At 71.3% G+C, this 22,585-nt stretch carries 18 protein-coding genes and 1 riboswitch; of the genes, 8 read left to right on the top strand and 10 right to left on the bottom strand.

Going from position 1 to position 22,585, the window contains the following annotated elements:
* Position 1 precedes the first annotated feature (1 nt).
* From V2J52_RS10670 to purU, 6 genes are all read right to left on the bottom strand, one after another.
* Positions 2-850 carry a carbohydrate ABC transporter permease gene (locus tag V2J52_RS10670; protein WP_491062182.1) on the bottom strand — a complete coding sequence of 283 codons (849 nt, stop codon included), beginning with the start codon at positions 848-850 and terminating at the stop codon, positions 2-4.
* Between the two features lie 173 nt (positions 851-1,023).
* Positions 1,024-2,127: an ABC transporter substrate-binding protein gene (locus V2J52_RS10665; RefSeq protein WP_331227771.1), complete on the bottom strand. Its 1,104-nt coding sequence runs from the start codon at positions 2,125-2,127 to the stop codon at positions 1,024-1,026.
* 24 nt (positions 2,128-2,151) lie between these two features.
* A complete protein-coding gene (locus V2J52_RS10660; protein ID WP_331227664.1) occupies positions 2,152-2,289 on the bottom strand; it encodes a hypothetical protein in 138 nt (45 codons plus the stop codon).
* Between the two features lie 236 nt (positions 2,290-2,525).
* Complete coding sequence (locus V2J52_RS10655; protein ID WP_331227663.1) at positions 2,526-3,713, bottom strand: ROK family transcriptional regulator; 1,188 nt, start codon at positions 3,711-3,713, stop codon at positions 2,526-2,528.
* 73 nt (positions 3,714-3,786) lie between these two features.
* Positions 3,787-4,413, bottom strand: a complete 627-nt coding sequence (locus V2J52_RS10650; RefSeq protein WP_331227662.1) for a rhomboid family intramembrane serine protease — start codon at positions 4,411-4,413, stop codon at positions 3,787-3,789.
* 191 nt (positions 4,414-4,604) lie between these two features.
* Positions 4,605-5,456: a formyltetrahydrofolate deformylase gene (gene purU / locus V2J52_RS10645; protein ID WP_331227661.1), complete on the bottom strand. Its 852-nt coding sequence runs from the start codon at positions 5,454-5,456 to the stop codon at positions 4,605-4,607.
* A gap of 78 nt (positions 5,457-5,534) precedes the next feature.
* Here purU and V2J52_RS10640 point away from each other — a divergent pair, with 78 nt between their 5' ends.
* From V2J52_RS10640 to V2J52_RS10620, 5 genes are all read left to right on the top strand, one after another.
* Positions 5,535-6,038 carry a GNAT family N-acetyltransferase gene (locus V2J52_RS10640; RefSeq protein WP_331227660.1) on the top strand — a complete coding sequence of 168 codons (504 nt, stop codon included), beginning with the start codon at positions 5,535-5,537 and terminating at the stop codon, positions 6,036-6,038.
* Between the two features lie 30 nt (positions 6,039-6,068).
* Positions 6,069-6,157, top strand: a riboswitch (ZMP/ZTP riboswitch).
* Positions 6,158-6,214: 57 nt separating this feature from the next.
* Entirely contained in the window at positions 6,215-7,507 is a 1,293-nt protein-coding gene (gene glyA / locus V2J52_RS10635) for a serine hydroxymethyltransferase (protein WP_331227659.1), read from the top strand.
* Positions 7,504-8,379 carry a bifunctional methylenetetrahydrofolate dehydrogenase/methenyltetrahydrofolate cyclohydrolase gene (locus V2J52_RS10630; RefSeq protein WP_331227658.1) on the top strand — a complete coding sequence of 292 codons (876 nt, stop codon included), beginning with the start codon at positions 7,504-7,506 and terminating at the stop codon, positions 8,377-8,379. The genes glyA and V2J52_RS10630 overlap by 4 nt, the downstream gene beginning before the upstream one ends.
* Positions 8,376-9,647, top strand: a complete 1,272-nt coding sequence (locus V2J52_RS10625; protein WP_331227657.1) for an MFS transporter — start codon at positions 8,376-8,378, stop codon at positions 9,645-9,647. The genes V2J52_RS10630 and V2J52_RS10625 overlap by 4 nt, the downstream gene beginning before the upstream one ends.
* Positions 9,648-9,947: 300 nt before the next feature.
* Positions 9,948-12,080: an HNH endonuclease signature motif containing protein gene (locus V2J52_RS10620; protein ID WP_331227656.1), complete on the top strand. Its 2,133-nt coding sequence runs from the start codon at positions 9,948-9,950 to the stop codon at positions 12,078-12,080.
* A 227-nt stretch (positions 12,081-12,307) separates the two neighbouring features.
* On the opposite strand, the gene V2J52_RS10615 is transcribed toward V2J52_RS10620, so the two are convergent.
* The 4 genes from V2J52_RS10615 to V2J52_RS10600 all read right to left on the bottom strand — a co-directional run bounded on the left by V2J52_RS10615 (position 12,308) and on the right by V2J52_RS10600 (position 18,873).
* Positions 12,308-12,901, bottom strand: a complete 594-nt coding sequence (locus V2J52_RS10615) for a GDSL-type esterase/lipase family protein (protein ID WP_331227655.1) — start codon at positions 12,899-12,901, stop codon at positions 12,308-12,310.
* 106 nt (positions 12,902-13,007) lie between these two features.
* A complete protein-coding gene (locus V2J52_RS10610) occupies positions 13,008-16,829 on the bottom strand; it encodes a multifunctional oxoglutarate decarboxylase/oxoglutarate dehydrogenase thiamine pyrophosphate-binding subunit/dihydrolipoyllysine-residue succinyltransferase subunit (RefSeq protein ID WP_331227654.1) in 3,822 nt (1,273 codons plus the stop codon).
* A gap of 177 nt (positions 16,830-17,006) precedes the next feature.
* Positions 17,007-18,122, bottom strand: coding sequence for a sensor histidine kinase (locus tag V2J52_RS10605; RefSeq protein ID WP_331227653.1), 1,116 nt, complete (start codon positions 18,120-18,122; stop codon positions 17,007-17,009).
* Between the two features lie 13 nt (positions 18,123-18,135).
* A complete protein-coding gene (locus V2J52_RS10600; protein ID WP_331227652.1) occupies positions 18,136-18,873 on the bottom strand; it encodes a response regulator transcription factor in 738 nt (245 codons plus the stop codon).
* Positions 18,874-19,092: 219 nt separating this feature from the next.
* Here V2J52_RS10600 and V2J52_RS10595 point away from each other — a divergent pair, with 219 nt between their 5' ends.
* The 3 genes from V2J52_RS10595 to V2J52_RS10585 all read left to right on the top strand — a co-directional run bounded on the left by V2J52_RS10595 (position 19,093) and on the right by V2J52_RS10585 (position 22,529).
* Positions 19,093-20,409: a hemolysin family protein gene (locus V2J52_RS10595; protein ID WP_491062089.1), complete on the top strand. Its 1,317-nt coding sequence runs from the start codon at positions 19,093-19,095 to the stop codon at positions 20,407-20,409.
* Positions 20,406-21,455 carry a hemolysin family protein gene (locus V2J52_RS10590; protein WP_331227650.1) on the top strand — a complete coding sequence of 350 codons (1,050 nt, stop codon included), beginning with the start codon at positions 20,406-20,408 and terminating at the stop codon, positions 21,453-21,455. Before V2J52_RS10595 ends, V2J52_RS10590 begins: the two co-directional genes overlap by 4 nt.
* Before the next feature lie 120 nt (positions 21,456-21,575).
* Positions 21,576-22,529: a M23 family metallopeptidase gene (locus tag V2J52_RS10585; RefSeq protein ID WP_331227649.1), complete on the top strand. Its 954-nt coding sequence runs from the start codon at positions 21,576-21,578 to the stop codon at positions 22,527-22,529.
* Positions 22,530-22,585: the final 56 nt, after the last annotated feature.

Here is a 22,585-nt window from a genome sequence, read left to right as displayed (position 1 = left end):
GTCAGCGCTTCTCCGCCCGGGCGTTGTGGATGAGGTACGGGACGATGACCACCGCGACGATGAGGAGCAGGATCGCCCCGGCGGTCGCACTGTTGGCGTAGTCGAAGCTCGACTTGAACACATACATGTCGATCGCCGGCACCTTGGTCTGGTAGTTCGCCGGCTTGGAGATCGACATGATGAGGTCGAACGACTTCAGCGACATGTGGCCGATGATCACCAGGGCGCTGAGCACCACCGGCGACAGCTGGGGGAACAGTACGTGCCGGTAGAGCTTCCACTCCGAGGCGCCGTCGATCCGCCCGGCCTCGCGCAGCTCCTCCGGGATACCGCGGAACCCGGCCAGGAAGAGCGCCATGACGTACCCGGACAGCTGCCAGACGGCCGGCAGCGCGATGGCGATGATGCCCCAGGTGACGTTGTTCCACCACGGGTTCTGCAGGAAGTCGAGCCCGATGATCTGGAACAGCCGGTTGAGGCCGCTGGCGTTGTCGCCCTCGTTCGAGTTGAGCAGCCAACGCCACACGACACCGGAGGCGACGAAGGAGACGGCCATCGGGAACAGGTAGATGGACCGGAAGATGCCCTCGCCCTTGAGCGGCTTGTCGAGCGGCCATGCCCAGAGGAAGCCGAGCACCATGGTGCCGACGAGGAACACCACGGTGTAGAGCAGGAGGTTCTTCAGTGAGTGCTGGAAGGCCTCGTTGCCCAGCAGCGCGACGTAGTTGTCCAGACCGACGAAGCTCACCGGCGCCTGGCCGGTGGCCTGCGGTGCGGTGTGGGAGTCGGTCATCGACGTCTGAAAGTTGACGAAGATGAGGCCGTAGACGAAGACGGCGACGAGGACCATGGAGGGGGCCAGCAGCAGGACTGGTGGTCCCCATCGTCGGATGGACCGGAACACGAGATGACCTCCGGGAGTGGTTCGCAGGGGTGCCGCGACCGTGCGGGCCGGCCGGGAGGCCGGCCCGCACAGCGCGGTANGCTGGGCGCCCCCCCCCCACAGCGCGGTACCTCGGTGGGTCAGCCGGCTGCTGCCGCGGCGAGCTCACTCTGGTAGGTGGCGAGGTCGGAGGCGCCGGTCGTGTACTTGCTGGTGGCGTCCGAGATCGCGTTGAGCACCGAGATGGAGCTCGCGGCGCCGTGAGCGAGGGACGGCACGATGGTGTCGTTGGCGTACGACTCGATCGCGGCCTGCTGGTACTCGGAGAAGTCCGCCGGGTCGGCGTCGGTGCGGGCCGGGATGGACCCCTTGGCCTGGTTGAAGGCGGTCTGGCCCTCGAGCGAGCCGACCGTCTCGAGCCATGCCTTCGCGCCGTCGGGATGCGGGGCGCCGACCGGCAGGGTGAAGGAGTCGGCGAGGAAGCCGAACTGGTCGTCGGAGCCGGGGACCGGGAACTGGATGTACTCGGCGTCCTGCTCCTCGAAGGCCGCGACCGCCCAGTCGCCCATGATGTTGTAGCCGGCGGTGCCGTCGATGACCATCTGGGTTGCCTCGGGCCAGTCGAGCCCGTCACGGTCGGAGTTGGTGAAGGACATCAGCGTCTCGAAGACCTCGAGCGCCGAGGTCATCTCTGCCCCGGCCCAGTCGGTGGAACCGTCCCACAGGCCGATGTAGGCGTCCGCGCCGAGCTCGGCCATGAGGACCGTCTCGAGCAGGTTGACCTGGGTCCAGGTGGTCGCCACGGACAGCGGGGTGACGCCGGCGGCGTCGAGGGTCTCGAGCTGTTCGATGAACTCGTCCATCGAGGCCGGCGGGGTGGCGGTGTCGATGCCGGCGTCGGCGAGGACGGTCGGGTTGCCCCACACGACGTTCGAGCGGTGGATGTTGGAGGGCACCGAGTAGATGGCGCCGTCGACGGTGACGAGGTCGATGAGGTCCTGCGGGAACACGTCGTTGAGACCGAACTCGTCGTAGAGGTCGGAGACGTCCTCGAGCTGGCCGGCCTCGATGTAGTCCTTGAGCTCCTCGCCGGCGTGGCCCTGGAAGGTGTCCGGCGGGTTGTTGGCCTGGAGGTTGGACTGGAGCAGGTCCTTGGCGGCGGAGCCGGCGCCACCGGCCACCGCGCCGTTGATGAACTCGATGTCCGGGTGCTGCTCGTTGAACACCTCGACGAGGGCGTCCAGGCCGAGCTTCTCCGACCCGGCGGCTCACCAGGTGAAGACCTCGACCTCGCTGCCGCCGCCGTCTCCGTCGCCGTTGCCGTCACCGGGGTCCGCGTCGCTGCCGCAGGCAGCCAGCGTGAGGCCGGCAACCGCCAGTGCCGCAACAAAGGTCGTCCGTCGCATTGCCACTCCTTCGAAACTACGTTGTCTCCGGCCGGGACGGTGTCGCGGCCTGCCGCTGGCGGTGCCAGCGCCGTGGTGGTGCCAGTCTGCTCCGCCACACCTACGGGGCGTCAACAACTGGAGTTAATTGACACCCTATCATGACCTACGTCGCAACGCACCGGCGATGAGGAGGGCGCCGAAACTAGGCAGAACCGCTCATCTTCGGACGCCGACGCGCGGCTGGCCGGGTGCAGTCAGTGCGCCTGATGTTCGACTTTGGGCACTGCGTCGCCGGCCAGCGTGAGGGCGCCGATGAGCTCGGCCCGCCGCCCCAGCTCGGCCGGCCGGATCTCCAGCCCGGTGCTGTTGGAGGCGATGGAGCCTCGGCCGACGGCGTCGCTGACGGCGTCGAGGAACGGCTCCGCGACGGCGACCAGCGGGCCGCCGATGACGATGACCTCCGGGTTGAGCAGGTTGCACACGGTCGCCAGTGCTCGGCCGACGCTGTGGCCGACGTCGGTGATGGCCCGCAGGCACGCCCGGTTGCCCTGGGCCGCCAGCTCGAGCACGCGTGGCAGGTCGACGTCCTCGCCGAGGGTCGGGGCGAGCATCTCGAGCAGCGCAGGCACCGAGGCGAGCGTCTCGAGGCATCCTCGGCTGCCGCACCGGCACACCGGGCCGTCGCCCTGGATCGAGGTGTGCCCCAGCTCGCCGGCGGTCCCGCCGGCGCCCCGGTGGAGGTCACCGCCGAGGAGCAGGCCGGCGCCGACGCCGGTGGACACCTTGACGTAGATCGCGTGGCGGAAGCCGCGTGCCGCGCCCTCGCTGGCCTCGCCGAGGATGCCGAGGTTCGCGTCGTTGTCGAGCGCGACCGGCACACCCAGCTCCTCGCGGAGCACCGCGACGACGTCGTAGCCGACCCACTCGGGCAGGATCGTCCCGGTCGCGATGAAGTGTGTCTCCTGCTCGATCGGGCCCGGCAGGCCGATCCCCACCGCGAGCAGCTCGCTGCGCTCCCGTGCGCAGCCGGCCAACAGCTCGTCGACCACGGCGAGCACGGTGCGCGTCGTGGTGGCCCGGTCCTGGCCCTGGGGGATGTCGCCGAACCGCTCGGCCAGCACGACTCCGTCGCGCTGGGCGACGGCGACCTGCAGGTGCCGGCGGCCGACGTCGATGCCGACGATGACGCCCGGCGGGGTGATGAGCCGGACGAGGCGCCCGGGCCTGCCCCGGCCGCCGCGGGCGGTGGGCTCGGACTCCTCGGCGAACCCGTCGACGATGAGGTCGGAGACGATGCTCGACGACGTCGTGGGGGACAGGCCCAGCTCGCGGGCGAGGTCGGCCCGCGACATGACGCCCGTTGTTCGGAGAAGTTCGAGTATGTCGCGGCGATTCGCCTGACGAAGGCGCTGGGCACCTCGTGCTGGTCGGACGCTGTCCATGAGGTCCCCGTTTCTTCACTGGCCGGGGTAAATCGTGACGCAGAGCGACCATATTCGTCAAGACGCTGGGTGGTCAGGAATCACTGGGCGCAGCTGTGGCGCTTCGTGTCCACACCACAGCGAGACCGATGAGCGCGCCGACGGCGAACCCGACTCCATGCAGGTTTGCGTTGACGATCAGGACGATGCCGGCGAGCACACCGATGATCGCGACGATCCTCGCCGGAAGGATCCGGGCAGCGCAGAGGCCGACCAGGCACAGGCCCGCCGCCCCCATGTTCGCGACCGAATTGCCGGCAAAGCCTTGGTGCTGCATGAGGGTGTACCCGAACACTTCGCTGACGAGTCCGGCGGCGGAGTACGTGACAAGGAAGGTGGCGGAGCGGTGCAGCGACTCCGCACAGAGACCGATCGCGATGAGAGAAGTGATGTTGAAGATCGTGCCCGCCCAGCCGCCGTCCTGCACGAACAGGGGTGCGACCAGCCGCCACCATTGACCACTCTGCAGCAGCGACCGATCGCGACCAAGCAGCTCCAGAACATCCGGATTGAGGTTGCCGACGATGCTGACGACTAGCGTGACCGCCGCCATGGCGAGGGTTGCCGTCGGTAGTCGGAACCGGCCATCGGTGCCGCGTAGATACAACACGGTGCCGACGACGATCGTGGTAATGATGATTCCGAGCAGGAGACTTTCCACGACTTCCCCTCCCTGGCGCTATCTCCCAGTGTGGCGCTCCACCAAGGGGAACGCGACGGTGCCAGTGGTGAGGCTGGTCGATGCCTGGCTCAGCGGTTGGAAGCTTGGCCGATCTCGTCCGGCGAGGAGCGCCGCGGGGCAGGCCTGTGCGCCGCGACCAGGGCGACCGCGCCGCGAGGCGCAGCGGCGGACTACCGGAAGATGACGGTGCGGGCGCCGTCGAGGAGCACGCGGTGCTCGGCGTGCCAGCGCACGGCCCGGGCGAGCACCCGCCGCTCGACGTCCTCGCCGAGGGAGACCATCTCGCGCTCGTCGTCGCTGTGGTCCACCCGTTCGACGTCCTGCTCGATGATCGGGCCCTCGTCCAGGGCGGCGGTGACGTAATGGGCGGTCGCGCCGATGAGCTTGACGCCACGGTGGTGCGCCTGGGCGTAGGGACGGGCGCCCTTGAAGCTCGGCAGGAAGGAGTGGTGGATGTTGATGATCCGTCCCTCGAGGCGCCGGCAGAGGTCGTCGGAGAGCACCTGCATGTAGCGGGCGAGGACGACGAGCTCCACGTCGCGCTCCTCGATGAGCCGGAGCAGCTCGGCCTCCGCGGCGGGCTTGGTGTCTGCGGTGACCGGTACGTGCTGGAAGTCGTAGCCGTAGAACTCGGCCATCGGCTGGAGCGCGGTGTGGTTGGAGACCACCCCGACGACGTCGATGGGCAGCCGGTCGCTGCGCTGGCGGTAGGCGAGGTCGTTGAGGCAGTGCGCCGCCTTGGAGACGAGCACGAGGGTGCGCAGCGGACGTCCGACGACGTCGAGGTGCCAGCTCATCGAGAACTCGGCGGCGAGCTCGGTCATCGCCGCCTCGAGTGCCTCGCGGGAGTCACCGACCTCGGCCTGCACGCGCATGAAGAACAGCCCCGTCGAGGGATCACCGAACTGCTGCGACTCGGTGATGTTGCCACGGTGCGACGCGAGCAGGCCGGCGACGGCGCTGACGATGCCGGGCCGGTCGGGGCAGGACAGGGACAGCACGAGGTGGAGGTTGTCGGTCACCCGCACGAGGCTAGTCGACCGCGAGACCTGCCGGTGGACACGGCCGCGAGCGCCCGTCGTCGGTGCAAGGATGGCGCCATGGACGATGTGCGAATCGATGTGGTGGACGACGACGCCGCCGGTGAGCTGCTCACCGTGCGCCGGGCGGCGTTCGTGACCGAGGCCCAGCTGTACGGCGACCCGAACATCCCAGCGCTCACCCAGTCGCTCGACGAGCTGCGCGCGGACCTCCAGCGCGCCGACGTCGTGACGCTGGCGGCATGGATCGGCCCGCGGATGGTCGGCTCGATCCGGGTGGAGCTCGAGGCCGAGCGTGCCAACCTCGGACGCCTCGCCGTCGTGCCGGACCTGCAGAGCAAGGGCCTGGGCACCCAGCTGCTCATGGCCGTCCTGCAGTACCTGCCCGAGCAGACCAAGGAGGTCTGGGTGTTCACCGGCCAGGACTCCAAGCAGAACCTGTCGTTGTACGCCAAGCAGGGCTACGAGCACCAGTACGACCAGCACACCGGCGACCTCACCTACGCCTACCTGCGTCGCATCCTCGGCGAGGACGACGACGAGGGTGACGACGACGAGGGCTGAGCGGGGCGCTGCCGCAGAACCGGTAGGGTGTGGCTCTGTCGCGACTGGCGCCGTAGGTGGATGACCACCGGGGAGCGACGAAGAAGCAGACCTCGAGGTCGTCCGCCTGGGCCGAGGGTCACCGGACACGGCGCGCCCACAGCGCGCCCACCTGTGAAGAACGCTGCGGAGGAACCATGAGCCAGAGTCCCCACCACTCGGTCGCCGACCTGTCGTTGGCCGAGCTCGATCCCGACATCGCCGCCGTCCTCGAGGGGGAGCTGGTCCGCCAGCGCGACACCCTCGAGATGATCGCCAGCGAGAACTTCGTGCCGCGGGCGGTGCTGCAGGCACAGGGTTCGGTGCTGACCAACAAGTACGCCGAGGGGTACCCCGGCCGCCGGTACTACGGCGGCTGCGAGCAGGTCGACATCGCTGAGTCGCTGGCCATCGAGCGTGCCAAGAGCCTGTTCGGCGCGGCGTACGCCAACGTCCAGCCGCACTCCGGCGCCACCGCCAACGCCGCGGTGCTGCACGCGATCGCCAACCCCGGTGACGGCATCCTCGGTCTCTCGCTGCCCCACGGCGGGCACCTGACGCACGGCATGAAGATCAACTTCTCCGGCAAGCTCTACAAGGTCGCCGCTTACGGCGTCGACGAGCAGACCCACCGCATCGACATGGACCAGGTGCGGGAGAAGGCCCTCGAGGCCCGACCCAAGGTGATCATCGCCGGCTGGTCGGCTTACCCGCGTCACCTCGACTTCGCCGCGTTCCGGGCGATCGCCGACGAGGTCGGGGCCTACCTGTGGACCGACATGGCGCACTTCGCCGGTCTGGTCGCCGCGGGGCTGCACCCCAACCCGGTGGCGGACTCCGACGTCGTCTCGACGACGATCCACAAGACGCTCGGCGGCCCCCGTTCCGGCATGATCCTCAGCCGTGACACCGATCTCGGCAAGAAGCTGAACTCCGCGGTGTTCCCCGGCCAGCAGGGCGGCCCGCTCATGCACGTGATCGCCGCCAAGGCGGTGGCGCTCAAGGTTGCCGCCGGCGAGGAGTTCGCCGACCGGCAGCGCCGCACGCTCGAGGGCGCCCGCATCATCGCCGAGCGGCTCCTCGCCCCGGCCGTGCGTGAGGCGGGGGTGTCGGTGGTCACCGGCGGCACCGACGTCCACCTCGTGCTGGTGGACCTGCGCCACTCCGAGCTCGACGGCCAGCAGGCCGAGGACCTCCTCCATGGCGCCGGGATCACCGTCAACCGCAACGCCGTCCCGTTCGACCCGCGCCCGCCGCGGGTCACCTCGGGCCTGCGCATCGGCACCCCGGCGCTCGCGACCCGCGGATTCGGCGCGGCGGAGTTCACCGAGGTCGCCGACATCATCGCCACCGCGCTCGTCGACGGCCACGGCGCCGACCTCGAGACGCTGCGCGGTCGCGTTGCGAAGCTCACCGACGCGTTCCCGCTGTACGAGGGCCTGCAGCAGTGACTGCCCGCGTCCTTGACGGCAAGGCTGCGGCAGCGACCATCAAGGCCGAGCTCGCGGGCCGGGTCGCTGCGCTGCGCGAGCGCGGCGTCGTCCCGGGGCTGGGCACGGTGCTGGTCGGTGACGACCCGGGCTCCCGCAGCTACGTCGCGGGCAAGCACCGCGACTGCGCGGAGGTGGGCATCGAGTCGATCCGGGTGGACCTGCCGGCCACCGCGACCCAGCAGGAGATCGCCGAGGCCATCGAGCGGCTCAACGACGACCCGGCCTGCACCGGGTACATCGTGCAGCTGCCGCTGCCGGCCGGCGTGGACACCAACGCGCTGCTGGAGATGATCGACCCGGCCAAGGACGCCGACGGGCTGCACCCGACCAACCTCGGGCGCCTCGTGCTGCGGGTCAAGGAGCCGGTGACGTCCGCGCTGCCGTGCACCCCGCGCGGCATCCTCGAGCTGCTCGACCGCAACGGCATCGACCTCGACGGCGCGCACGTCGTCGTCGTCGGGCGGGGCACCACGGTCGGTCGCAGCATCGGGCTGCTGCTGACCCGGCGCGAGATCAACGCGACCGTCACGCTCACCCACACCGGGACCCGTGACCTCGCCGGCCTCGTGCGCCAGGCGGATGTCGTCGTCGCGGCCGCCGGCGTGCCCGGCATCGTCACCGCCGACATGGTTCGGCCCGGTGCCGTCGTCCTCGACGTCGGGGTGAGCCGGGTGACCGACCCGGAGACCGGCAAGGCCCGGCTGCGCGGTGACGTGGCGCCCGAGGTCGCCGAGGTCGCCGGCTGGCTGTCGCCCAACCCGGGCGGCGTCGGCCCGATGACCCGGGCGATGCTGCTGGCGAACGTGGTGGACTCGGCCGAGCACCGGTGACCTGGGTGCCGCGGCGAGGGCCGGGTTCCGGCTCCGCCGCGGCGACCCGGTCCGCCGGCGTGCCACCGGACCGGCACGCCGGGCGGCGTGTCGTCCTCGCGGTCGTCGTCGTCCTGCTGCTGGGCGCCTGCCTGCGGGCCCCGATCACCAGCGTCGGCCCGCTGCTCGGCCTCATCGGCGAGGACACCGGGCTCGGCAACGGGCTCCTCGGGCTGCTCGGTGCGATGCCGCTGCTCGGCTTCGCCCTCGTCTCGCCGCTCATCCACGCGCCCGCCGCGCGGATCGGGCCCGAGCGGGTCGTCGCTGCGGCACTGCTGGTACTGACGGCGGGGATCGTGCTGCGGTCGGCGCCGGTGCCTGCCGGCCTGTGGATCGGCACGGCGCTCGTCGGCTGCGGGATCGCCGTCGGGAACGTGCTGGCCCCCGCCATCATCAAGCGCGACCAGCCGGGCCGCATCGCCCTGGTGACCGCGTGCTTCACCGCGACCAGGGGGAGCTTCGCGGCACTGGCGTCGGGACTCTCGGTGCCGTTGTCGGACGCCACCGGTGGCGGCTGGCGGATCCCGCTGGGCGCCTGGGCGGTGCCGGTGGCGTTGGTCGCCACGGTATGGGTGGTGCGCAGCCGAGGGACCCGTGGCCTGGCCGACGTACCGGTGGCTGCCCCCGTGGCCGGCGGCGGCCGGGCAGCGACGCGCTCCGTGTGGCGGTCGGCCGGCGCCTGGCAGGTCACCGTGTTCATGGGCGTGCAGTCTGCGACGTTCTACATCATGGCCAACTGGCTGCCGAGTGTCCTCATCGCCGCCGGCACCGCGCCGGCGACCGCCGGCTGGACGCTGTTCCTCTACCACCTCGTCGGCATCCCGTCGGGCCTGGCGGTCACCCGGTTGATGCGCCGCCGCACCGACCTGCGGGCGGTGGCGGTGGGGATCAGCGCGCTCATCGTCGTCGGCGCCACCGGGATCGCCCTGGTACCCGCGCTGAGCGGGCTCTGGGTGCCGCTCGTCGCGATGGGCTCGGGGTCCTCCCTGGTGGTGGCGCTCAGCCTGTTCGGGCTGCGGACGAGGACCGCCGCCGAGACGGCGCAGCTGTCGGGGATGGCGCAGTCCATCGGCTACCTCATCGCCGCCGCCGGCCCGGTGCTCGCCGGGTCGGTCCGGGACTGGACCGGGTCATGGACCCCGGTGCTCGGACTCATCGTGGCCTTCGCCGTGAGCCAGGCGGTCATCGGGCTGTGGGCCGCCCGGCCGGGGTACGTCCAGCGGGGGTAGCTGACCCCACCTCGCGGTGAGAGGTGGATCGTTCATCGCGGGACTTCGAACTGAGGCGGCTCGTTGTCGGGCCCCTGCCTGGTTGCTTCCGACGAAGACACCCCCGCCCGGAGGCGTGACCTGTCGGTTGCCGGTCGCACCCTCGTGGCGGTTGTCGCCGGGTGCCGGAGATCCGGATGTCATTGCTCCCCGGTAGCGTGTCGAGCAGCGGGAAGAGCAGGTCTCGCGGTCGATGTCACTGCTCACCGATAGCGTGAGAACAGGACGGGACCACGGCACCGCGGTCGGGAAGGAGGGGTGATGACTCTCCTGGATGATGGGCCGGGCCAGGATGTTACCTGGGTCGTCACGCCCCCTGCCTTCGAGGACTTCAGCGCCGACGAGCTGGCCGCGTACTTCCGCGTGCTCAACGCCATGCTCGACGCCGGGCACGACGAGTACGACGACGATCTTGCCGGTGCGTCCGAGGCTACGCGGGGCGCGGAGCCCGAGGGCATTGGTCAGCCCGGCGCCCGGCCCGCGCCGCTGGCGATGGCCGATTCGCTCGCCGCTCTGGCACCGGACGCGGCGCTGGCGGCCGAGCTGGCGGCGATCGACGCCACCGAGGTCGACGAGTACACGCTGGTCGAGATGGCGGCCGCCTACCAGCGGCTGGTCGCGTGGGCGAACGCCGGGCTCACCAGCGTCGCCGGCGAGCTCGCGCGGCGGCCCATCGTCAACGGCCGGGGCGCGCTGCCGAACCCGGTCGACGCCGGGAACATGGCGGCCGACGAGCTCGCTCCCCGGCTCGGCATCTCACGCTGGGCGGCGCGCCGCATGGTGCGCAACGCCCGCTGCTTCGGCAGCACGTTCGTCGAGACGGGCGAGGCGCTGGCGACCGGTGACATCGATGTGCAGAAGGCGTCGACCATCGTGTCGATGCTCGAGGACTACTCCCCGGAGATGGCCTACCGGGTGCAGCAGGAGGTGCTGCCCGACGCCGGTCTGCAGACCCACTCCCAGCTCGTCGCCGCGATCCGGCGGGCCGTGATCGCCCTGGCCCACGACGACGCCGACCACCTGCACGCCAAGGCTCGCGCCAAGCGCCGGGTCGACCATCCGCGCCAGCTGCCCGACGGAATGGCCTCGATCCTGGCGATCCTGCCCGCCACCGACGCCGCCGGCCTGGACCTCGCGCTGGAGACCGCAGCCCGTACCGCGCGCCAGAGCGGTGACCGGCGCACCCTGGACCAGCTGCGTGCCGACATCCTCGCGCTGATGGGCCACGCGGCGCTTGAGAACGGCTACGTCGGCCTACCGCCGGCCACCCGCCCAGCACCACCTCAACCCGCACGGCCCGAGCCGTCCGCACCGCCCGCACCACCAGAGTCGCCCGAGCCCTCCGCACCGCCCGCACCACCAGAGTCGCCCGAGCCGTCCGCACCGCCCGCTGAGACAACAGGCCCCGTCCGCGAGGGCAACACCCCTCACCACGAGAGCAGGATCGTCCTCGGCTCCGAGGGGCCAGCTACGCCCGAGACCGGCTCCGAGGGGACAGTTGCGCCCGGTTCCGGCTCCGCGGGCGTACTTACGACCACTCGTGACGCTGGGGAGCCGGCTGTCGCCCCGGACGATGCCGTCGATGGCGCCGGCCGACCACCGAACCCACCCAACGGGACCGATCCGGGCTCGCCATTCATGCCGTTGGGCCAGATCGGCGGCGGCCGCGCCCGGATCAGCATCACCGTGCCGCTGTCGGTGCTGCTACCGCCGGACATTGCCCACCAGCTCGGCTTGCCGGCAACCGCCACCGGAGACCCACCGCCGACCGGCACGGCAGACCCACCGCCGACCGGCACCGCCGGTACGCCCGCCGAATCACCCGACGATGACCACCCACGCCCCGAGCCGACAGCCGCCCGCGCCGAGCTCGTGCCGCTGCCCGAGGAGGACGAACTCCTCGCCTTCCTCGAGCGGGACCCGGTCGAGGTCGCTGAGCTCGACGGGTACGGCCCGATATCGCCGGCCGTCGCCCGCGCCGCGGCGCTCGGCGGCACCTGGCGTCGGATCGTCACCGACCCGTTGACCGGCATCGTGCTGGACCACGGCCGCACCCGCTACCGGCCCCCGGCCGACCTCGCCGAGCTGGTCCGGCTTCGCGACAAGGTCTGCGTACGCCCTGGCTGCTCCAGCCCCGCCCGGGTCTGCGAGCTCGACCACACCGTCGCATGGAGCAACAACGGGACCACCGCGCTGATCAACCTCGGCGACCTGTGCGTCCGTGACCACCTCGTCAAGACCAGCGGTGCCTTCCAGCTCAAGCACCTCGGCGGCGGCGCCTTCGAGTGGACGACCCCCACCGGCCACGTCTACCGCCGGCACCGCGGCGGACGGGTCACCTTCCAAGGCGCCGTACCGTCGCGGTTGCCGGACACCGGGCCGTCGCCGTTCTGACTTGCGCGCCGGGCTCGACCGGTCGTCCAGCCCTGACTGGCCCGGCGACCGACGACCGAGGTCGGTTGTTCGCCCCGACGTCCGCCGCTCCCGACGCCATCGGCAGGATGGTCCTGTCGGGGCTGACCGGGCATGGGGAGATGTCGGCGGCTGTCGCGATGCCGCCGCGCCGCCGGCTCATGCCCGCGGTACGGCCGCCGGCTCACGCCCGCGGTACGGCCGCGGGCCTACGCCTGCGGCACGCCCAGCCACTGGTGCCAGCCGTTGTGGAGCACCAGCCAGGCGAGCAGGCCGTAGCCGGCCTGACCCGGATGGACACCGTCGCCGCCGGCGATGTCGGCGTTCCACTGGTCGTGGCGGTAGAGCGGCGCGAAGGTCTCGACGTAGGTCACCTGCCGGCGCGTCGAGACGTCGGCGAACGCTGTCGAGAGTGCCGCGAGAGCGTCACCGTCGACGTCCGGCCGCGGCGGCGGGCCGACGACGAACGTCGCCACTTGCTGCGCCTGGGCACCGTCGAGGATGTTGGCGAGGTTGAGACGGCTGCGGGCGATGGACAGCCCCGCCGCGATGTCGGCCGAGCCGAGCGCCACCACCAGGCGGTTCTCGCTCTCCGCAGAGAACCGGCGCTGCGTCTCGCTCTCCCAGCGGGCCGACAGCGCCGTGGACGTCTCGCCGGGCACCGCCAGCTGGGTGACGAAGAAGGGCCGCTCGAGCTCGGTCCGGGCGACCACCCGGCCGGTCCAGCCGAGACCGCGGGCGTCTCCCATGCCGGCGGCGATCTCGTCACCGATCACGCAGATCCGCAGCTCGCGCTCGCTCACCCTGTGTCCTCTCGTCGATGACGCCCCGTGAGGAGCGCCGCAGTCATGACCCTACGGCCGCGGGGCCGGTCCAGGTGACGGACCGGCCCCGCAGCGGTGAGCGGCGTCAGCCGAAGGCGCGCTCGATGAGCTCGGCCTGCTGCAGCTTGTGGATCTTGCCGGCGCCGGTGGCGGGGGAGGCTGCCGCCGCCCGCGAGACGACCCCGAGCGACCGGCCCCCGAGGGTGTCCTCGCCGAGGTTGGCGGCCAGGAACGGCCACGGACCCTGGTTGGCGGGCTCGTCCTGCACCCAGACGAGCTCGGCGCCCGGGAAGCGGTCGAGCTCGGCCTTGATCGCGTCGTCGTCGAGCGGGTAGAGCTGCTCGAGACGGATGATCGCGGTACCGGTCAGGCCGTTCTTCTCACGGTGTGCGGCAAGGTCGTAGTAGACCCGTCCGGAGCACAGCAGCACGCGGCTGACGTCCCCGGTGGCGCCCTGGTCGCCGATGACGGTCTGGAACGTGCCGCTGGTGAAGTCCTCCACCGCGGAGGCCGCCGCCCGCAGCCGCAGCAGCTGCTTGGGCGAGAACACGATGAGCGGCTTGCGCGGCCGGTCGTACGCCTGGCGCCGCAGCAGGTGGAAGTGGTTCGCCGGGGTGCTCGGCTGCGCCGCGATCATGTTGTCCTCGGCGCACATCTGCAGGAAGCGCTCGATCCGCGCCGACGAGTGGTCGGGACCCTGCCCCTCGTAACCGTGCGGCAGCAGCAGCACCAGCGAGGACCGCTGGCTCCACTTCTGCTCCGAGGACGAGATGAACTCGTCGATGACGGTCTGCGCACCGTTGGCGAAGTCGCCGAACTGCGCCTCCCACAGCACGAGCGCATCGGGGCGCTCGACGGAGTAGCCGTACTCGAAGGCCATCGCGGCGTACTCCGACAGCGACGAGTCGTACACCCAGAACTTCGCCTGCTCCGCCGACAGGTACATCAGCGGGGTCCACTCCGCGCCGGTGCGGCGGTCGTGGAAGACGGCGTGGCGCTGGACGAAGGTGCCACGGCGCGAGTCCTGGCCGGCGAGCCGCACCGGGGTGCCCTCCATGAGCAGCGAGCCGAAGGCGAGCAGCTCACCGAAGCCCCAGTCGATGCCGCCGTCGCGCGACATCGCCTCGCGCCGCTCGAGCAGCTGGGCAAGCTTGGAGTGGACCGTGAAGCCCTCCGGCGGGCGGGTGTGCGCGGCACCGATGCGGTCGAGCACCTGCGGCGGGACGGCGGTCTGCCAGCCGACCATGGTCCCGGCGTCGAGCTGCTGGGACTCCGGCAGCTCCAGGCCGGCGACCTGCTCGTCGTCGCGCACCGGCGGGCGCCACCCGACCTCGCGGGTCTCGGTGAACGCCTTCTCCAGCTCGGTCTGGAAGTCGTGCAGCGCCTCCTCGGCCTGCTCCTTGGTGATGTCACCGCGACCGACGAGCGCCTCGGTGTACAGCTTGCGGGCGCTGCGCTTGTTCTCGATGAGCGAGTACATCACCGGCTGCGTCATCGACGGGTCGTCGCCCTCGTTGTGACCGCGCAGCCGGTAGCAGACGAGGTCGATGATGACGTCCTTGTGGAACTCCTGGCGGTAGGCGTACGCCAGCTCCGCCACCCGTGCCACGGCCTCCGGGTCGTCCCCGTTGACGTGGAGGATCGGGATCTGCAGACCCTTGGCGATGTCCGTGGGGTACAGCGTCGAGCGTGAGCTCCACGGCCCGGTGGTGAACCCGATCTGGTTGTTCACGAGGATGTGCACGGTGCCACCGGTGCGGTAGCCACGCAGCTGGGCGAGCTGGAGGGTCTCGGTGACCACACCCTGCCCGGCGAACGCGGCGTCGCCGTGGATGAGCACGGGCAGCACCGAGTAGCCCTGCTGGCCGAGGTCGATGCGGTCCTGCTTGGCGCGGACCACCCCCTCGAGAACGCCGTTGACGGCCTCGAGGTGGGACGGGTTGGCGGCCAGGTACACCTTGGTCTGCTCGCCGGTGGGAGCGGTGAACTGCCCGACGGTGCCCAGGTGGTACTTGACGTCTCCGGAGCCCTGGACGGTGCGCGGGTCTTGGTTGCCCTCGAACTCGGAGAAGACCTGCGCGTAGGACTTGCCGGCGATGTTGGCCAGCACGTTGAGCCGGCCACGGTGCGCCATCCCGATGCCGACCTCGTCGAGCCCGTCGCGGGCAGCGCCGGTGAGCACGGTGTCCAGCAACGGGATGAGCGACTCCCCACCCTCGAGGCTGAACCGCTTCTGGCCGACGTACTTGGTCTGCAGGAAGGTCTCGAAGGCCTCGGCCTGGCCGAGCTTGTGCAGGATCTGCAGCTGCTGCTCCGCGCTGGGCTTCTGGTAGGGCGTCTCCAGGCGGGCCTGCATCCACCGGCGCTCCACCGGGTCCTGCATGTGCATGTACTCGATACCCACCGTGCGGCAGTAGGTCTCGCGCAGGATCCCCAGGATGTCGCGCAGCGGCAGCCGGGTGGTCCCGGCGAAGCCGCCGGTGGGGAAGGTGCGGTCGAGGTCCCACAGCGTCAGGCCGTGGTTGGTGATGTCGAGGTCCGCGTGGTGCCGCTGCCGGTAGGTCAGCGGGTCGGTGTCGGCCATGAGGTGACCGCGCGACCGGTAGGCGTGGATGAGCTCGGCGATCCGTGCCGGCTTGCCCATCTCGACGTCCGGGTCGACGTAGTTGTCGCGCTGCCAGCGGATCGGCTCGTAGGGGACGCGCAGCGCCGCGAAGACCCGGTCGTAGAAGCCGTCCTCGCCGAGCAGCTTCTGCTCGAGCACCCGCAGGAACTCACCGGAGGCCGCGCCCTGGATGATCCGGTGGTCGTAGGTCGACGTCAGCGTGAGGACCTTGGAGATCCCGGAGCGCGCGAGCGTCTCGGGAGCCGCACCGCGGTACTCGGCCGGGTAGTCCATCGCACCGACGCCGACGATCGTGCCCTGGCCGGCCATCAGCCGCGGCATCGAGTGGACGGTCCCGATGGTGCCCGGGTTGGTCAGCGTAATGGTCGTGTCGGCGAAGTCCGAGACCTCGAGGGAGCCGCTGCGGGCCCGCCGCACGACGTCCTCGTAGGCCACCCGGAACTGACCGAAGTCCATCTCCTCGGCGCCCTTGACGGACGGCACCAGCAGCTGCCGGGTGCCGTCGGGCTTGGGCAGGTCGATCGCCAGCCCGAAGTTCACGTGGGCGGGCTGCGAGATGCCGGGCTTGCCGTCGACCTCGACGTACGCCGCGTTCATCTCGGGCAGCTTGCCGAGCGCCTCGACGACGGCATACCCGATGAGGTGGGTGAAGGAGATCTTGCCGCCGCGGCCGCGGGCGAGGTGGTTGTTGATGACGATCCGGTTGTCGACGAGCAGCTTGGCCGGGATCGCCCGCACGCTGGTCGCGGTCGGGATCTCCAGGCTCGCCTCCATGTTCTTCACCACGCGGGCGGCCGCGCCGCGCAGCCGCTCGGTGCCGTCGACGGACGGCGCGGCCGCCGGCTGGCGCGCGGACGGCCGGTCGGTGTAGGTGGCGACCGCGGGCTGGGCGGTGGCCTGCGGTGCTGCCGGGACCGGCGGCGTCGGCAGCGGGGACTCCGCCCGTGCCTGTGTGGTGGAGGAGGTGACGGTGCCGCCGTTGGGCCTCGCGACCGGGCTCGGCGCCGGACCGTTGGCGGTGGTGTCGCTGCCGGGGACCGCTCGCGCGGGCGACGGCGAGGACGGTGCCTGCGGTGTCGACGATTGCGCCGGCGCGGGCTTGGCCGGCGCATCGGCGGCCCCGCCGTTGGCACTGCCGGGCTCGTAGTCCCGGAAGAAGTCCCACCATGCCGGATCGACCAGTGACCGGTCCTGCTGGTACTGCTCGTACAGCTCTTCGATGAGCCATTCGTTCGCACCGAAAGTCGCTGCGACGGGGTCAGGAAGTTCCTGGGTGGACACTCGGGGATCGCCCTCTTCTGAGATCTGGTGGTGGGAGGAGAACTGCCCTTCCAGCCTAGGTGATCAACACCTCACACACCGGGCCCAGCGGCCGATCCGGCGTGCAACATCACCATCACCGGCGTGACCGGGCCGTCAGTCCCAACGCCCGGTCAACTGTCCGTCAGTCCGCGGCATTCAATGTCCACGCTCCGGGCGGGGTTGCCGCGGCCCTCGCGTGGGAAGCCGCATCCGGATCGTGGCCCCCTCGCCGGCAGCTGAGTCGACGACGCTGATCCGACCGCCGTGGAGCTCCACCGCCCAGCGGGAGATCGCCAGCCCCAGCCCGGTGCCGCCGGAGCTGGTCGCGCCCCGGTGGAGGGCGGCGTCGCCGCGCTGGAAGCGTTCGAAGATCCGCTCGCGGTCGGCCACCGGGATCCCCTCGCCGGAGTCGACGACGTCGATGACCACCTCCCCGCGCAGCAGCGTCGCACCGGCCCGCACCCGCACGAGGGTGCCGGCCGGCGTGTGGCGGGCGGCGTTGCCGAGCAGGTTGGCGAGCACCTGCGCGAGGCGGACCGGGTCCACCCGGAACCGCAGGTCCGGCGGGTCCACGCTGACCTGCCACCGCACGTCGCGGCCGGCCGCCTCGGTCGCCGACTCCGCCTCGGCGACGGCGTCGTCGACGATCTCGCGGACCGACACGTCGGCCAGCTCCAGCCCGACGACACCGGCCTCGACCCGGGACAGGTCGAGCAGGTACTCGACGAGCTTGCCCAGCCGTTCGGTCTGGCGCAGCGCTCGCTCGAAGGTGGCCGGGTCCGGGGCGGTCACGCCGTCGGCGAGGTTCTCCAGCTGGGCCTGGAGCGCGGAGAGCGGGGTCCGCAGCTCGTGGGAGACGTTGGCGACGATCTCCCGGTGGGCGTTGTCGACGGAGGCGAGGTCGTCGGCCATCTGGTTGAACGCGCGCGCGAGCTCGCCGACCTCGTCCTTGCTGGTCGCGGTCACCCGTCGTGAGTAGTCGCCGCGCGCCATCGCCCGGGCCGCTGCGGTCATCTCCCGTAGCGGGGAGGTCATGCCGTGGGCGAGCAGCTGGGTGACGATCAATGAGGCCACGATGGCGAGCGGGAAGGTCCGGGTCGGCCCCAGCTGGTTGTGCAGCCCGAGCCAGGTGATGAAGGCGGCCGCGGTGACGGTGACCGCGACGAGCACACCGAGCTTGGTCTTGATGGAGCGCAGCCCGTCGAGCGGGCGCCACCGCGCCGCGCGCAGCCCGCTGCGGGCGTGGCGCACCGACTGGTCGGGAGGCGTCACCGGGCGCCGCCGGTCATGCCTGCTCGGCCGTCCCCTCGACCGGCTCGAGCGCGTAGCCGACACCGTGCACGGTGCGCACGAGGTCGGCGCCGAGCTTGCGGCGCAGGGCCTTCACGTGGGAGTCGACGGTCCGGGTGCCAGACGCGTCGGCCCAGTCCCACACGTCGGCGAGCAGCCGCTCACGGGAGTGGACGGTGCGGGGCCGCACCGCCAGGCAGACGAGGAGGTCGAACTCGGTCGGCGTCAGGTGCGCCTCCTCACCGCCGCGCCGGACCCGTCGCTGGTTGCGGTCGATCTCGAGGTCGCCGAGCACGAGCGGCGGCTCGACCGGCTCGGTCCCCGGGGCTGCCGCCGTCCGGTGCGCCCGCTCCGCCCGGCGCAGCAGCGCCTTGAGGCGCGCGAGCAGCTCGCGCATCGAGAACGGCTTGGTCATGTAGTCGTCGGCACCGACCCCGAGGCCGACGAGGATGTCGGTCTCGTCGTCCCTGGCAGTGAGCATGAGGACCGGCACCTCGCGCTCGGCCTGGATCCGTCGGCACACCTCCAGCCCGTCGATCCCCGGGAGCATGACGTCGAGCACGACGACGTCGGGCAGGAAGGTGCGGGCGGCCGCGACCCCGCCGAGGCCGTCGCCGGCGATCTCCACACGCCACCCCTCGGCGGTCAGCCGGTGGGCGATCTGGGCGGCGATCTCCGGCTCGTCCTCGACCACGAGGACCTTGGTGACCACGTCGTCCGGGTTCGTTGCCATGGCGCCACCTTGGCACAGGTGGCCTCCGGTGTGGAGCACCGCCCCGACCCGGTATCGTGTGGCCACTATGGGTGAACGACATACCGGCCGACGATCTACCGCTCGGGGACGACGTCCCGCCGGCGGCAGCGCGGCACGTGAGGAGCCACCGGGACGAAGTCCCGACTACGGGAGAGATCCCGTAGCTGCCGCAACCTCGGGGAGTGAGTCACCCCGGTGCTGATCGACTGGCTCATGCTTCTGCTCGGAGTGGTCCTGACCGCGGGGACGGCGTTGTTCGTCGCGGCGGAGTTCTCCCTCGTCGCCCTCGACCCGGCGACCGTCGACCGCCGCGTCGCCGGCGGTGACCGCCGCGCCGTCGGCGTCCAGCGCTCGCTGCGCCAGCTCTCGATGGAGCTGTCCGGCGCACAGGTCGGCATCACGCTGACCACGATCCTGCTCGGCTACACGACGCAGTCCGCGCTCGCGGACATGCTCACCGGCCCGCTCGGCTCTGCCGGGCTCGCCGAGGCTGCTGCGGTCCCGGTCGCCGTCGTGGTCTCCCTCATCATCGTCAACGCGTTCTCGATGATCTTCGGCGAGCTCGTGCCGAAGAACCTCGCGCTCGCCGAGCCGTTCGCCACCGCCGGGTTCGTGGCCCCGCTCCAGCGAGCCTTCACCACGGTGCTGCGGCCGGTCATCTCGCTGCTCAACGGCAACGCGAACTCGATCCTGCGGTGGTTCGGCGTCGAGGCCGTCGACGAGCTGTCCGGCGGCCGCTCGGCGAGCGAGCTCGCGGCCCTGGTGCGGCGCTCGGCGGAGAAGGGCACGCTCGACCTGCGGACCGCGACCCTCCTTACGCGGTCGATCGGCATCGGCGCGCTCACCGCGGTCGACGTCATGACCGACCGGGGCCGGATGGTCACGCTGCCGCGCGGCGCCACAGCGGCCGACATCGTCGCCACCGCCCGCGCCACCGGCCACTCCCGGTTCCCCGTCATCGGGGACGACGACGACGACGTCGTGGGCCTCGTCAACCTGCGACGGGCCATCGCGGTGCCGCACGAGCGCCGCGGGGAGGTCCCGGTGACGGCGTCGAGCCTGATGATCACCGCACCCCGGGTGCCCGAGACGGTGCAGCTCGCCAGGCTGCTCGTGTCGCTGCGCGACGACGGCATGCAGATGGCGGTCGTCGTCGACGAGTACGGCGGCACCTCGGGCATCGTCACCCTCGAGGACGTCGTCGAGGAGATCGTCGGCGAGGTGGCCGACGAGCACGACCGACGTCGTGCCGGCGCCCACCAGACCCCCGACGGCAGCTGGATGGTCCCGGGCGTGCTGCGCCCCGACGAGCTCGCCCTCCAGACACAGCTCGCGGCGCCCGACGACGGTCCCTACGAGACGCTCGGCGGCCTCGTCATGGCGCGGCTAGGACGTATCCCGCGGGTCGGCGACACGGTCGAGCTGCCGTCGGTGGTGCTGCGCGTCGAGGTCATGGACGGTCGGCGCGTCGAGCGCCTGCGGTGCAGCGTGCGTGAGTCACAGGAGGCACGATGAGTATCGGCGCCGCGCTCCTCATCGGGGTGCTGCTGCTCGCGGTCAACGCGTTCTTCGTCGGTGCGGAGTTCGCGATCATGTCCGCGCGCCGCAGCCGCATCGAGCCGCTCGCCGCGGCCGGGTCGCGCCGTGCCCGTACCGTGCTGTGGGCGATGGAGCACGCCACGACCATGATGGCCTGCGCCCAGCTCGGCATCACGGTGTGCTCGACCAGCCTCGGCGCGATCGCTGAGCCGGCGATCGCCCGCCTCGTCGAGGTGCCGCTCATCGGCCTGGGGCTGCCCGCCGCGTCGTCGCACGTCGTCGGCTTCACGGTGGCGCTGGCGGTGGTCATCTACCTCCATGTCGTCATCGGCGAGATGGTCCCGAAGAACCTCGCGGTGACCACGCCGGAGCGGGCCGCGATGTGGTTCGGCCCGCCGCTGGTCGTCGTCAGCCGTGCACTGTCGCCGGTGATCCGCGCGATGAACGGGCTGGCCAACCTGCTGCTGCGGGTGTTCGGGGTGCAGCCCAAGGCCGAGGTCACGTCCGCCTTCACCGCCGAGGAGGTCGCCGCGATCGTCGAGCGGTCGATGGCCGAGGGGCTGCTCCACGACGACCTCGGCCTGCTGAGCGGGGCCCTCGAGTTCTCCGAGAAGGACGCCCGCGAGGTGATGATCCCGCGAGTGGGGTTGACCACACTTCCGGCCGGTTGCTCCCCGGAGGACTTCGAGCAGGCCGTGGCGCGAACAGGTTTCTCGCGGTTCCCGGTGGCGCGACCGGACGGCTTCATCGAGGGGTACCTCCACGTCAAGGACGTGCTCTACGCCGACGGTGACGCGCGGACGGTGCCGGTGCCCAGCTGGCGGGTCCGCAGGCTGGTGAATGTGCGGCCTGGCGCGGAGATCGAGGACGTCCTCACCGCGATGCAACGGACCGGCACGCATCTCGCCGCAGTGCGTGAGGAGGGTGGTCCTACCCTTGGCGTGGTCTTCCTCGAGGACATCCTCGAGGAGCTCGTGGGTGAGGTCTCGGACTCGATGCAGCGCCACAGCACGCCCGCGTGAACCGGTTGTGAACAGGTTTCGACGCGGTCATAGACGATGCCACGTTCCGGTCGTTATGGTTTCGTGACACGTCGGCCCCTGTCGTCGATGCCCTCCCCAGCTTCCTGTGAAAGGTCTTCTATGCCCGTGCGCGCCTCGATGCCTCCAACGGCACCGACGACGCGACGCCAGATCCGTGAGGCCGAGCGCCAGGCTCCGCGCCTCGCTCGCTCGCGCGCGACGGCGTCAGTCACCACCCCGGCTGTCGGCGAGGAGCGCGCGCAGCGGTCCTGGGCGCCGCGGTGGCTGCCGCGGGCAGCCGTCCTCGGCGCGCTGGGCGCGGCCACCATCGTCGCGCCGCTCGTGGGCTTCACCGGTGGCGACGACGCTGCCCCCGCGCCGGCCGTCGTGGTCGACGCGGTGCCGGAGGACGACAGTGCGCTCAACTACCTCGACGCCGCCGCCCTGCGGCTGCGGGTGTCGGACGAGGGTGACCTCGCGGCGCTGAGGTCCGACGGCGACGCCGCGGCCCGCGCCCTGGTCCACTCCTCGCGCGGGATCGACCGCGACGCGGCGATGTGCACCTACAGCGGAGGGCCCGGCGCCAATGGTGCCCGTGCCGCGTTCGTCGGGGAGAGCGTGGTCATGCCGCTCGCTGCCGGCACCTACACGCAGAGCTCGCTCTACGGCAACCGGGTCCACCCGATCGCCGGCACCTACTCGATGCACACCGGTACCGACTTCGCCGCACCGGCGGGCACGCCGATCCACGGCATCGCCGACGGCGTCGTCACCCACGCCGGGAACGGGATCGACGGCCGGTCCAGCATGCTCGTCATCGTCCGCCACGAGATCGAGGGCGTCACCTTCGACAGCTGGTACGTCCACATGTACGCCGACGGCGTCTACGTGGAGGAGGGCCAGGAGGTCCGCGCCGGCGAGGTCATCGGCGCGGTCGGCAGCAACGGCAACTCCACCGGCCCGCACCTGCACCTCGAGATCCATGTCGACGACGAGGGCACGACGACCGACCCCGGTGCCTTCCTGGCCGACCATGACGCACGGCTGCTCGAGAGCGGCTCCGCCGCCTGCTGACCCGTCCGGCGCGCGATCGTCCGCCGGGCGGCAGCGATCGCGTACCGGACGGCCGC

Source organism: Georgenia sunbinii, assembly GCF_036421875.1.
In the GTDB taxonomy this organism is placed as follows: domain Bacteria; phylum Actinomycetota; class Actinomycetes; order Actinomycetales; family Actinomycetaceae; genus Georgenia_B; species Georgenia_B sunbinii.
This window is presented reverse-complemented; position numbering and strand designations above follow the sequence as displayed.